General features: G+C 71.0%; 10 protein-coding genes. 8 read left to right on the top strand and 2 right to left on the bottom strand.

Annotated features, from left to right (window positions below):
• Window positions 1–32: 32 nt before the first annotated feature.
• The gene (locus tag Mco01_RS33030) at window positions 33–1,445 is read right to left on the bottom strand and encodes an LCP family protein (RefSeq protein WP_204060754.1); all 1,413 of its coding nucleotides are present in this window, start codon (window positions 1,443–1,445) and stop codon (window positions 33–35) included.
• Between the two features lie 186 nt (window positions 1,446–1,631).
• Here Mco01_RS33030 and Mco01_RS33025 point away from each other — a divergent pair, with 186 nt between their 5' ends.
• Together Mco01_RS33025 and Mco01_RS33020 are read left to right on the top strand one after the other, a co-directional pair.
• Window positions 1,632–2,132, top strand: a complete 501-nt coding sequence (locus tag Mco01_RS33025) for a hypothetical protein (RefSeq protein ID WP_204060753.1) — start codon at window positions 1,632–1,634, stop codon at window positions 2,130–2,132.
• 232 nt (window positions 2,133–2,364) lie between these two features.
• The gene (locus tag Mco01_RS33020) at window positions 2,365–2,931 is read left to right on the top strand and encodes a hypothetical protein (protein ID WP_204060752.1); all 567 of its coding nucleotides are present in this window, start codon (window positions 2,365–2,367) and stop codon (window positions 2,929–2,931) included.
• A gap of 126 nt (window positions 2,932–3,057) precedes the next feature.
• On the opposite strand, the gene Mco01_RS33015 is transcribed toward Mco01_RS33020, so the two are convergent.
• A complete protein-coding gene (locus Mco01_RS33015; RefSeq protein ID WP_204060751.1) occupies window positions 3,058–4,071 on the bottom strand; it encodes a LacI family DNA-binding transcriptional regulator in 1,014 nt (337 codons plus the stop codon).
• A 302-nt stretch (window positions 4,072–4,373) separates the two neighbouring features.
• Between Mco01_RS33015 and Mco01_RS33010 the strand changes: the two genes are divergently transcribed.
• The 6 genes from Mco01_RS33010 to Mco01_RS32985 all read left to right on the top strand — a co-directional run bounded on the left by Mco01_RS33010 (window position 4,374) and on the right by Mco01_RS32985 (window position 12,364).
• The gene (locus tag Mco01_RS33010) at window positions 4,374–6,131 is read left to right on the top strand and encodes an ABC transporter substrate-binding protein (protein WP_204060750.1); all 1,758 of its coding nucleotides are present in this window, start codon (window positions 4,374–4,376) and stop codon (window positions 6,129–6,131) included.
• 64 nt (window positions 6,132–6,195) lie between these two features.
• Window positions 6,196–7,188 (top strand): ABC transporter permease, encoded by a 993-nt coding sequence (locus Mco01_RS33005; RefSeq protein ID WP_204060749.1) that lies wholly within the window; start codon window positions 6,196–6,198, stop codon window positions 7,186–7,188.
• A complete protein-coding gene (locus Mco01_RS33000) occupies window positions 7,185–8,072 on the top strand; it encodes an ABC transporter permease (protein ID WP_239104091.1) in 888 nt (295 codons plus the stop codon). The genes Mco01_RS33005 and Mco01_RS33000 overlap by 4 nt, the downstream gene beginning before the upstream one ends.
• Window position 8,073: 1 nt before the next feature.
• Window positions 8,074–9,018: an ABC transporter ATP-binding protein gene (locus Mco01_RS32995; RefSeq protein ID WP_204060748.1), complete on the top strand. Its 945-nt coding sequence runs from the start codon at window positions 8,074–8,076 to the stop codon at window positions 9,016–9,018.
• Window positions 9,018–9,959 (top strand): ABC transporter ATP-binding protein, encoded by a 942-nt coding sequence (locus tag Mco01_RS32990; RefSeq protein ID WP_204060747.1) that lies wholly within the window; start codon window positions 9,018–9,020, stop codon window positions 9,957–9,959. Before Mco01_RS32995 ends, Mco01_RS32990 begins: the two co-directional genes overlap by 1 nt.
• Window positions 9,956–12,364 carry a glycoside hydrolase family 2 protein gene (locus Mco01_RS32985; protein WP_204060746.1) on the top strand — a complete coding sequence of 803 codons (2,409 nt, stop codon included), beginning with the start codon at window positions 9,956–9,958 and terminating at the stop codon, window positions 12,362–12,364. Before Mco01_RS32990 ends, Mco01_RS32985 begins: the two co-directional genes overlap by 4 nt.

Here is a 12,364-nt window from a genome sequence, read left to right as displayed (position 1 = left end):
GCCCCGGCGAACAGCGCCTGGCGCCGTTCCGGTCAGGAGGCCGTGCAGCTGTCCTGGGTGGCGTCGAAGCCCTCCACGTCGTCGAGCGACTTCGGCGGCTTCAGGCCGTTCCAGTCCGCCCCCACCACCAGGACCAGTGACTGGGTCTGCGCGGCCTTGACCTGGAACGTGGTCGACCTCTTCAGCTCGCGGAACAGCCGCGCCGCCCGGCTCTCGCCGTTCGGGCCGTACTTGATCACGGACTTCGCGTACTGCTTGGGCGCCGGCTCGACCTTCACGATGTGGTAGCCGCGCTGCTCCAGCTCGGCCGCGACCTGGGTGCCGAGGCCCTGGGTGCCGGTGCCGTTCTGGACGACGATGTGGATCTGCGACTTCGGGATCTTCTGCTCGCCGCTCTTGACGTTCTTGCTGATCTCGTCGGCGGCGATCATCTTGAACAGCCGGTCCGCCTGCGGCTCCACCCACTCGACCCGGCCGGGGTTGGCGACCGAGTAGCGCCACGGGGTGGTGACGAACCGGATCTGGCCGGCGGTGAGGCCCTTGGCGCTCATGGCCAGGTCCTTCATCACGCCGAGCGTGAGGTCGGGGTCCGTGGTGATCGACTTGGTGACCGCGTCGAGGAAGCCGAACAGCGCCGAGGGGTTGGTCAGCGTCTGCCCGCTCATCGCCTTCTTGGCCATTGAGGCGAGGAACATCTGCTGCCGCTGGATCCGCCCGATGTCGGAGCCGTCGCCGAGGCTGTAGCGGACCCGGACGTACCCGAGGGCCTGCTCGCCCATGAGGAGCTGCTTGCCCGCCTTCAGGTGGAGGAGGGCCTTCTTGTCGTCGATGGCCTCGGGGATGCACACCGGGACGCCGCCGAGGGCGTTCACCATGGCCTTGAAGCCGGTGAAGTCGACCTTGACGAAGTGGTCGATGTGGATGCCGGTCAGCCCCTCGATCGTCCGCCAGGTGCAGGCGATGCCGCCGAAGTTGAACGACTCGTTGATCATGCCGACGTGCGCCCGCTGACCCGGAAGGGCCTGGCTCTTCTTCGCGGGGCAGCCCGGGAGCTGGACGAGCGAGTCGCGCGGGAAGCTGATCAGCACGGCGCCGTCCCGCTTCGGGGAGATGTGCGCGAGGATGATCGTGTCGGTCCGCTCGCCGGGGACCTTGCCGTACCTGGCGTTCGCCCCGTCGCGCTGGTCGGAGCCGACGATCAGGACGTTCAGCGCCTTGCTGATCTTCGCCGGCCGGGTGCCGAGCTCCGACGTCGTCACCGTCTCGTGGCGGACGTTGCCGCTGAGCTTGACGTAGCCGCCGACCGCCGAGCCGGCGGCGGCCACGACGACCCCTAACGCGCCCGACAGGGCGACCCACAGCCATGCCCGCCACTTGGGCGCGGTGCGAGGCGGCGCCGGGAGGTCCTCCGCGGGAGGCGCGGGACGGACGTCGACGTGACCCACTGTCGTGCTCCTGAGGTCGGACCGGGGTCTCACCCCAGGTCAGTAGCCAGTAGCGGCAAATCGGGCCAAGTGTAGCGATCTCCCCTGAATGCCAGCTTTCAAACTTCTCGTAAAGCGCTCTGCAAGTGGGGATCAAGGCCGCCCGCTATCTCTGAGACGTACGAAAAACCTGAAAGGTTGTGAAACATGCCGCGCAACGCGCTCGTCGTCGCCGCCGGAGCCGGGCTGGCTCTGCTGATCGCCGGAATCTACGGGATGAGCTCCCTCGCGACGATGGGGTGGGGACTGCCCGCCTTCCTGGCCGGGATGTTCGTCCTGGTGTCCAGCACGATCATCCTGAGCATGCGGCTCGTGAACGGCTCCGGCCCGTCCACCGGGATGCTGGGCCAGATGAAGAGCTTCCTCGGCACGGGGAACCAGGAGCTCGTCGGCGCCGGCGTCCCGGCCTCGGCTGTGATCACCGGCATGCGGGACACCGGCACCGCCGTCAACGACCAGGTCGTGGTCGCCTTCGACCTCCTGGTGCAGCCGCAGGGCGGGCAGCCGTACCCGGTGAGCCACCGGCAGATCCTGCCGCGCCTGCTGATGGGCGGCGTGCTGCCGGGCCGTACGGTCCGCGTCTGGTCGGACCCCGCCGACCCCGCCCGGATCGTCATCGACTGGTCCGTCCTTCCCGCACAGCCCTGACCTGGGCGGGGACCGGCGGCCGGACGGTCCCCGGCGGGGCGATCGCGCCTTGACAGCCAGATAGTCGTGGGCGATGCTGACGGTCGGCGTCGATCCACCGCCCAACCTCCTTCGGCCCTCCCGGCGGGGCCGCTCGGCGGAGGCAAAGGGGAAGTCGTTTCCTCGGATCGCTGGTCATCCGCCCGCCACGGGCTCCTCGCCGGGGACGGGTTCCGTGGTGCCGAGGGGCCTGATGACAGCCGACAAGCACTTCAAGCGCCGCGTCCGCGAGCGCGCCCGCCGCACGGGCGAGTCCTACACCGCTGCCCTCAGGCACCTTCGGCGCAGTGACGCCGAGGAGTACGGCATGGAATGGCAGCGCATCGAGAGGACCGACTTCGGCTACGCCGTCCACATCCCGCAGGGGTGGGACGAACGGCCGCCGAACCTGAGGAACAGTCCCTGGGAGACCGCCAGGTACGGGGACAGGAACGATCGCAGGCACGGGCTGATCGTCTTCCGCCAGCCCGTGCGGCCGGGGCGCGAGGCGGCCGAGATGGCGGAGATCGTCCAATCCTCCCTCGAAGGGCTGGGGTTCACCGGCTTCGGGATCGCCGAGACACGGGTCGCGGGGCTGCCCTCGGCCCTGCTCACCGGCGTAAAGGAGGACGCCGGACGGGTCATGGCCCTGCGGGAGTACATGGCGATCCGCGGCGGCGTGAGCTTCTGCCTCGGCTGCTGGACCACGGTGCCCGAGGAGGACGACCCGGTATTCGCCGGCATGGCCGAGCGCTTCGAACTGCTCGGCGAGCCGTCCTGAGCACCGACGCCGCCGGCCACGGAGGCCGCGCTCTCGACTGCGGCGGCGCCGGTCACGGAGGTGTGCGACTACCGGCATGCTCCGCGCCTGCGAAGCGGGCGCCTGCGGCCGTCTCCGCGCCGCGGGTCAGCCGGGCGGGGCGGTGCTGCCCCGCGCGGTGAGGCGGGGGGCCTCGTCCTCCAGGGGCGTGGTCTCCCCGCCGTCGATCAGCGCGAGCAGCCGCTGGGCCGCGTGCGCGCCGTACGCGGGGATGTCGCGGGTGAGAGCGGTCAGCGGCGGCCGGACGACCTGGCACAGCGGGGAGTCGTCCCAGGCCACGATCGACAGGTCGGCGGGCACGGTGAGCCGCATCTCCTGGGCCACCGACAGCCCCGCCACGGCCGTGATGTCGTTGTCGTAGACGATCGCGGTCGGCCGGTCGGGCGAGCTGAGCAGCCGCCTCGTGGCCCTGGCGCCCTCCTCGCCCGTGTAGTCGGTGTGCACCGTCTGGTGCCGCTCGACCCCCAGCGAGGCGCAGACGTCGGCGAACGCGGTGTCCCGGATGGCGGTGTGGACGAGTCGTGGCAGGCCGGCCACGCGCGAGATCCGCCGGTGGCCGAGGGCGACCAGGTACGCGACCGTCTCCCGGACGGCGGCCCCGTCGTCCGACCACACCGGGACGAGGGCTCCGGCGGCGGAGGGGTGCCCGACCACGACGACCGGCATGCCCATGGCCTCCATCTCCGGCACCCGGGGGTCCTCGACGTGCAGGTCGACCAGGATCGCGCCGTCCACGCGCCCCTCGCCCCACCAGCGCTGGTAGACGTCGGTCTCCGCCTCGTGGTCGGCCACCACCTGCAGCAGCAGCGCGTACGACCGGGAGGCGAGCTCGGCCTCGATGCCGCTGATCAGCTCCATGAAGAAGGGCTCCACGCCCAGGATCCGCGCGGGGCGGCACAGGGCGAGGCCCACCGCGTGCGCGCGGGCGCCGTTCAGCGCGCGGGCGGCGATGTTCGGCCGCCACCCGATCTCCTGAGCGATGGCGAGGATGCGGGCCCGGGTGGCCTCGGACACCCCCGGCTGCCCGTTCAGGGCGTACGAGACCGCGCCCTTGGAGACGCCCGCCTGGCGCGCGATGTCCGCGATCGTGGGTCTTCTCACGTGTCCCCTCGACTGAACCGGTCCAGTAGGGCTGACATTACTACCGTTACTTTGCCGCGCCCGGAGGCTATTGACACCACAGACATTGGGATTTTACGGTCTCGGTACTTATCCGGTTCAGCGCGGCCCGCCCGGCGGAGACGAGGTGAGCGACACCGTACCGCCGTGCGATGTCCCGCCCCGCCGTACGGGGGCGACGCCGGAACCGGTTCACAGGGGAGCCCGATCAGGGCTCTCATCCATCATCGGGGCTGGCAGGAGTGCGGTCCCCGCGCGCGCCGCGTGGGGGAAGGAGAGTCACCATGCGAGACCGACCACGGTTTCTGATCCCGCTGCTGGCGGCCGGCCTGCTGACGGCCTGCTCCGGAGGCGGGACGACGACGCCCTCGCAGGCTTCGAACCCGGGCGGGGCGGCGGCCCCGCCGGGGGCGGGCGGCGGGGCCTTCCCCCGCAGCCAGACGCTCTACACCAGCGGCACCCAGTGGGGCCCGCCCGCCAACTGGAACCCCCTGCGCGAGTGGGACTTCGCCACGGGCACCAAGGGCCTCGTCTACGAGACGCTCTTCATGTACGACCCGAACACCGACAAGTTCACGCCCTGGCTGGCGGAGAGCGGCGACTGGACCGGCGGCAAGGAGTACACGCTCAAGCTGCGGCCCGGCGTCACCTGGTCGGACGGGCAGCCGTTCACGGCGGACGACGTGGTGTTCACCTTCGAGCTCGGCAAGATGGAGACGGTGCCCTACCACCCCCTGTGGAGCTGGCTGAAGAGCGTCGAGAAGGTGGACGACCTCACGGTCAGGTTCACCTTCTCCAAGACCAACTACCAAGAGTGGGCCAACCACCTGTACAGCCGGGCGATCGTGCCCGCGCACATCTGGCAGGGGCGGACCGAGGACGAGGTCATGAACGGGGCCAACGAGAAGCCGATCGGCACCGGGCCCTACGTGTACCAGTCCCACGACCAGGACCGCATGGTCTGGGTGAAGCGCGACGGCTGGTGGGCGACCAAGGCCCTGGGCAAGGACGTGAAGCCCAAGTACATCGTCGACATCGTGAACTCCAGCAACGAGGTCGCGATGGGCATGCTGCTGCAGAAGGGCCTCGACCTCAGCGGGAACTTCCTGCCCGGCATCCCCAACCTGGTCAAGGGCAACTTCGGGATCAAGACCTACTACGACCAGCCGCCGTACATGCTGCCGGCCAACACGACGTGGCTGTTGCTGAACACCACGAAGAAGCCGATGGACGACGTGAACTTCCGCAGGGCCGTCGCCGCCGCCGTCGACACCAAGAAGATCGTGGAGGGCGTCTACGGCAACCTCGTCAAGGCGGCCGGCCCGACGGGCCTGCTGCCCCAGTGGGACAAGTACGTCGACCAGAGCGTGGTCGCCCAGTACGGCTTCACCCACGACGTGGCGAAGGCGAAGAAGCTGCTGGCCGACGCGGGGTACAAGGACACGAACGGCGACGGGCTGGTCGAGTCGCCGACCGGTGCCAGGATCTCGCTCAAGCTCGTCGTGCCGGCCGGGTGGACCGACTGGATGGAGGCGGCCCGCGTCATCAGCGCGAGCGCCAAGGAGGCCGGGATCGACGTCCAGGCCGACTTCCCCGACTACAACGCCCTTGTGGACGACCGCAACGCCGGCAAGTTCGACATGGTCCTCAACAACGACCGGCAGCTGTCGAACACCCCCTGGATGTACTACGACTACGTCTTCCGCATGCCCGTCCAGAAGCTGCAGACGGTCACCAACTTCGGCCGCTACGAGAACAAGCAGGCGTGGGACCTCACCCAGCAGCTCGACCAGGTCAAGCCGGACGACATCGAGGGCATGAGGAAGATCACCTCGCAGCTGCAGAAGATCCAGCTGCAGGATCTGCCGGTGATCCCGCTCTGGTACAACGGCCTGTGGTCGCAGACCACCGACTCCGTGTGGAAGAACTGGCCGACGAGCGCGGCGGGCACGCCGAAGTATCCGCCGACGCTGTGGCGCAACTGGCTGGAGATGGGCGGCACGCTCATGCTGACCGAGCTCCAGCCGGTCTCCGGAGGCTGATCTTCTCGCGCCCCCCTTCGCGCGGCGGGAAGGGGGGCGCCCCTGTGCGACCTGGAGGTCGGTTGTGCGCCGGTACTTCGGCAGGAAGCTGCTCGTCTACGGGCTCACGTTCTTCGTGGCCGTCACCGTCAACTGGCTGATCCCGCGGTTCATGCCGGGCGACCCCGTGCAGAGCATGCTCTCGCGGGCCAACGTCTCCCAGCCGGCGGCGGTCGAGGCCATGCGCCTGCACTACACGAGCATGTTCGGCTTCGACCAGCCGCTGTGGCGGCAGTACCTCAACTTCTGGGGGGCGCTGCTGCGCGGCGACCTCGGGATCAGCATCTGGCTGTTCCCCACCCCCGTCACCGACGTCATCGTCAGGGCCGTGCCGTACACGCTGGGGCTGCTGGTCCCGGCCATCCTGCTGAGCTGGGTGGCGGGCAACCGCTTCGGCGCCTTCGCGGCGCGGCGCAGGTGGCTCGACAACAGCGTCCTGCCGCTCGGCTACGTGCTGACCGCCACGCCGTACATGTGGCTGGCCATCCTGCTGGCCTGGGCGCTCGGCATCGTGGCGGGGATCTTCCCGGTGGCCGGGGCCTACAGCTTCGCCATGCGGCCCGAGCTGTCCTGGGCGTTCGCCGGCAGCCTCCTGCAGCACTGGTTCCTGCCGTTCGCGTCGCTGTTCCTCGTGGCGTTCGGCGGCTGGGCCATCGGCATGCGCAACATGATCATCTACGAGCTGGAGGCGGACTACGTGACCTACCTGCGGTCGCTCGGCGCGCCCGGCCGGCTGGTGCGGCGGTACGCCTTCAGGAACGCGATCCTGCCGCAGATCACCGGGCTGGCCCTGCAACTCGGCGTGCTGGTCGCCGGCGCCCTGGTCACCGAGATCGTCTTCTCGTACCCCGGGCTCGGGCACCTCATCCTGCAGGCCGTCCAGAACCAGGACTTCTTCCTGCTGCAGGGCACGTTCCTGTTCATCGTCCTCGGCGTGCTGGTCGCCAACTTCGTCGTCGACGTCGCGTACGTCCTGGTCGACCCGCGGACCAGGGCCGGGATGGGAGGCGCGGCGTGACGACGACGCCCGCGGTCACGGAGGAGACCCCTGTCCCGGCCGTCCGCCGGGAGGCGCTGCACTTCGCGCTGCGCAACGGCAAGCTGGTCGCCGGCCTGGTCGTCGTGGTGGTGTTCCTGGCCGCCGCGGTCGTCGGGCCCATGACGATCTCGTACGGGCCCAACGACTACGTGGGGCCGGCCATGGCGGCGCCGTCGGGGGAGTACTGGTTCGGCACCACCATGTTCGGCCAGGACGTGTTCGCCCAGTTCGTGTACGGCCTGCGGTCGACCTTCCTGGTCGGGGTCCTCGGCGGCGGCCTCGCGGCGCTCATCGGCATGGCGGTCGGCTTCACGGCCGGCTACCGGGGCGGCCTGGTCGACGAGGTGCTCAACATGATCACCAACATCGTGCTCGTGCTGCCCGCCCTGGTCGTGCTGCTCGTCGCCAACGCGTACCTGGGCGTGCGGAGCATCGGCGTGCAGGCGCTGTTCATCGGGCTGACGTCGTGGCCCTGGGCGGCGCGGGCGATCCGGGCGCAGACGTTCTCGCTGCGCTCGCGCGACTTCGTGGACCTGGCCAGGCTCAGCGGCGTGCGCACTCCCCGGATCATCGTGCGGGAGATCGCGCCGAACATGAGCTCCTACCTGTTCATGACGTTCATCCTGCTGTTCGGCGGGGCCGTCCTCGTCGCGGCCTCGCTCGACTTCATCGGACTCGGGCCGACCCAGGGGGTCTCGCTCGGTCTCATGCTCAACAACGCCGCCCGCTGGAGCGCCCTGCAACTCGGGATGTGGTGGTGGTTCGTCCCGCCGGGCGCCGGGATCACGGCCGTCGTGGGCGCCCTGTACGTCATGAACGTCGGGCTGGACGAGGTGTTCAACCCGAAGCTGAGGGAGATGTGACGTGTCCCTGACGGTCACCGGCCTCCGGGTCCACTACCGGACGCTGCGGGGCGACGTGAAGGCGCTCGACGGCGTCACCTTCTCGGTCGCGGACGGCGAGATCATGGGCCTGGCCGGGGAGTCCGGATCGGGCAAGTCGACGCTGGGAAAGAGCCTGATCCGGCTCGACGGCCGGATGCGCCACGTCGGCGGCACGGTCGAGCTCGACGGGGTGACCCTGCCCATCGGCGACGACGCCGCGATGAACGCCCACCGGTTCCGCGAGGTGTCGCTCGTCCCGCAGTACGCGATGAGCGCGCTCAACCCGACCCGCAGGATCGGCAGGATGGTGTCCGAGCTGCTGGCCTCCCGCGGGGCCGGGCCGGAGACGGCCGAGCTGGAGCGGCGCCTGGAGCTGGTCGGCCTGTCCCGCGACGTGCTGGACCGCTACCCCGGTGAGCTGTCCGGCGGCATGAGGCAGCGGGTGGTCATGGTGATCTCCACGCTGCTCGACCCCTCGCTGCTGATAGCGGACGAGGTCACCTCGGCGCTCGACGTCTCCACTCAGAGGGCGGTGGCCCGGACGCTGCGGGAGTTCCGCGACCGCGGGCTGGTGAAGAGCATGATCGTCGTCACCCACGACATCGCGCTCGTCCACCAGATCGCCGACACGATCACGGTCATGTACGCGGGGCGGCTGGCCGAGAAGGCCCCGGCGGAGGCCCTGGTGACGGCCCCGCGGCACCCGTACACGCGGATGCTGATCTCCTCGCTGCCCGAGGCGGGGGTGCGGCACGAGGACCGGCGGCTCGCGGGCATCCCGGGCGCCCCGCCGTCCCTGCTCGACCCGCCCGCCGGGTGCCGGTTCCGCGACCGCTGCCCGCTCGCGTTCGCCCGGTGCGCCGAGCAGCCGCCGTTCGCGGAGGTCGCCCCCGGCCACCACGTCGCCTGCTGGAAGGCCGAGTGATGCTCAGACTCGACGACGTCTCCAAGGTCTATCGGGCCGGCGCGTTCGGCGGCCGCGAGCTGCGGGCGGTCTCCGGCGTCAGCTTCGACGTGAACGCCGGGGAGGTGGTCTCCCTCATCGGCGAGAGCGGCAGCGGCAAGAGCACGCTGGGCCGCATGATCCTGCGGCTCACCCCGGTGAGCTCCGGCGCCATCACGTTCGACGGGACCGACATCCGGGCGCTGCGCTCGCCCAAGGCGTACTACCGGCAGGTGCAGGGCGTCTTCCAGGACCCGTTCAGCTGCTACAACCCGGTCTTCAAGGCCGACCGCGTGTTCGCCATGATCAAGGACGAGTACTTCCCCCGGGTGGCCGCCGCGGAGTGGCGCGAGCGGGTGGAGGGCGCCCTGCGCGGTGTGCGACTCGACCCCGGGCAGGTGCTCGGCAGGTATCCCCACCAGCTCAGCGGCGGGCAGCTCCAGCGCATGCTCATCGCGCGGGCCGTGCTGCTCGACATCCGGCTCCTGGTCGCCGACGAGATCATCAGCATGCTCGACGCGTCGACGCGGATCGACGTGCTGAACCTGCTCGCCGACCTCAGGGCGGGCGGGCTCGGCATCCTGTTCGTCACCCACGACCTGTCCCTCGGCACCTACGTCAGCGACCGGACGGTGGTGCTGCGGCACGGATCGGTCGTCGAGACGGGCCCCACCGACCTGGTTTTCGCCAACCCCCTCCACCCGTACACGCGGTCGCTGCTGGCCGCGGTGCCGCGGTTGCACGCGCGGTGGGACGAGGAGGAGGCGGACCCCGGGGAGACACCCTGCCCGTACCACGGCAGCCCGGAGGGCGCCCGGACCCGCCCGGGCCTCGCCGAGGCCGAGCCCGGCCACTTCGCGGCCTGCTCGGGATGCGCGGAGGGGGCAGGGGCCCCCAGGAAACTCGCAAAGGAGAAAGCGTGAGCTCGTACCGTCCGCTGCACGAGGGATGGACCGTCACGGCCGTGTCGTCCACAGGGCAGTTGCGGCCCGTCGTCGCCGGGGTCCCGGCCGCCGTCCCCGGCTGCGTCCACACCGACCTGCTGGCCGCCGGGCTCATCGAGGACCCGTACGTCGACGACAACGAGACGCGGCTCACCTGGATCGGCCGCACCGCGTGGTCGTACGAGACCGTCTTCACCTGGGACGGCACGGACGACGAGCGGGCCGACCTGGTGTGCGAGGGGCTCGACACGGCGGCGACCGTGACGCTCAACGGGGTCGAGCTGGGCAGGACGGCCAACATGCACCGGTCGTACCGCTTCTCCGTGCGCCACCTGCTGCGCGAGGGCGACAACACGCTGAAGGTGCTGTTCGAGCCGCCGTACGAGTACGCCGAGGCGCGGCGAGCGGCCCTGGGCGACCGTCCCGGCGCGTACGAGCAGCCGTTCCCGTTCATCCGGAAGATGGCGTGCAACTTCGGCTGGGACTGGGGGCCGACGCTGGTCACGTCCGGGATCTGGCGGCCCATCGGCATCCGGACGTGGAGCGGCGCCCGGCTGGCCGAGGTCCGCCCGCTCGTGACGCTGGAGGAGTCGGACGGCGCGGTGAACGGCCGGGTCGAGGTGCACGTCACCGCCGACCGCGCGGCCGAGGGCCCGCTCACGCTGACCGCCTCGGTCGCCGGGGTGACCGAGACCGTGCGGCTGGACGCCGGACGGCGCACCGGCGTCGTCGCGCTGACCGTGCCCGCGCCGGAGCTGTGGTGGCCGCGCGGGCACGGCGGGCAGCCGCTGTACGACCTGACGGTGCGCCTGGGCGACGACGAGTGGACCGGCCGCATCGGCTTCCGCTCGATCGAGCTGGACCGGACGGACGGCGCGTTCACCCTGGTCGTGAACGGCAGGCCGGTGTTCGTCCGGGGGTTCAACTGGATCCCCGAGGACACCTTCCCGAGCCGGCTCACCCGGGAGCGGGTGGCGGAGCGGTTCGCCCAGGCGGCCGGGGCGGGCGCGAACCTGCTGCGGGTGTGGGGCGGCGGCCTGTACGAGAGCGAGGACTTCTACGACCTCGCCGACGAGACCGGCCTGCTGGTCTGGCAGGACTTCCCCTTCGCGTGCGCGGCCTACCCCGAGGAGGAGCCGTTCCGCGGCGAGGTGGAGGCCGAGGCCAGGGAGCACGTGGCCCGCCTGGCGCGCCACCCCAGCCTCGCGCTGTGGTGCGGCAACAACGAGAACATCTGGGGCCTCGCCGACTGGGACTGGCGCGACGACCTCCACGGCCGCACCTGGGGCGGCGGCTTCTACTACGACCTGCTGCCGCGGATCGTCGCCGAGCTGGACCCGACCCGCCCCTACTGGCCGGGCACCCCCTATTCCGGCGCCCCCGACCTGCCGCCCAACGACCCGTCCCGGGGGACGGCGCACATCTGGACCGTCTGGAACACCCACGACTACACGGACTACGCGGCGTACACCCCGCGGTTCGTCGCCGAGTTCGGCTTCCAGGGGCCGCCGGCGTACGCCACGCTGCGCGCCGCGGTCACCGACGAGCCGCTCACGCCGGCCTCGCCGGGCGTCGCGCACCACCAGAAGGCGGTCGACGGGAACCTCAAGCTGCTGCGCGGCCTCGGCGACCACCTGCCCGCGCCGGAGGGCTTCGACGACTGGCACTACTACACGCAGGTCAACCAGGCCAGGGCGGTGACGTTCGCGCTCGAGCGGTTCCGGGCGCTCGCGCCGTACTGCATGGGCACGATCGTGTGGCAGCTCAACGACTGCTGGCCGGTCACCTCCTGGGCCGCGGTGGACGGCGGCGGGCGGCTCAAGCCGCTCTGGCACGCTGTCCGCCACGCGTACGCCGACCGGCTGCTGACGTTCCAGGACGACGCCGTGGCCGTGGTCAACGACAGCGACGAGCCGTGGTCGGGGGAGCTGTCGGTGGTCCGGCTGACCCTGTCCGGGGAGCCGCTCGCCAAGGAGCGCCTCGCGGTCGAGGTCCCGGCGCGGGGGACGGCGTCGGTCGCGCTGCCGGCGGCCCTGCTCACCCCGGACGACCCGGCGCGGGAGGTCCTGACCGCCACGCTGGACGGCGTCCGCGCGCTGCGGTTCCCGTCCGAGGACCCGGCCATGGACTACCCGGAGGCCGAGATGGACACCGTGGTGGAGCGGACGGCCGAGGGCCTGCGGGTCGCCGTGACCGCGCGGACCGTCGTGCGGGAGCTGGCGCTGTTCCCCGACCGCCTCGACCCCCGGGCGACCGTGGACGACCAGCTCGTCACGCTGCTGCCGGGGGAGACGGCCGTCTTCCACGTGACCGGCGGCAGCCCCGACCCGGACGCGCTCGTCCGCCACCCGGTGCTGCGGTGCGTCAACGAGCCGCGCCGATGA

The sequence above is a fragment of the Microbispora corallina genome (assembly GCF_016863035.1).
GTDB classification, from domain to species: Bacteria; Actinomycetota; Actinomycetes; order Streptosporangiales; family Streptosporangiaceae; genus Microbispora; species Microbispora corallina.
This window is presented reverse-complemented; position numbering and strand designations above follow the sequence as displayed.

What these genes read in the sequence shown, in the direction of transcription:
- Mco01_RS33020 (WP_204060752.1), top strand. Translation starts at nt 2,365, where the DNA reads ATGACAGCCGACAAGCACTTCAAGCGCCGCGTCCGCGAGCGCGCCCGC.
- Mco01_RS32990 (WP_204060747.1), top strand. Translation starts at nt 9,018, where the DNA reads ATGCTCAGACTCGACGACGTCTCCAAGGTCTATCGGGCCGGCGCGTTC.
- Mco01_RS33010 (WP_204060750.1), top strand. Translation starts at nt 4,374, where the DNA reads ATGCGAGACCGACCACGGTTTCTGATCCCGCTGCTGGCGGCCGGCCTG.
- Mco01_RS33025 (WP_204060753.1), top strand. Translation starts at nt 1,632, where the DNA reads ATGCCGCGCAACGCGCTCGTCGTCGCCGCCGGAGCCGGGCTGGCTCTG.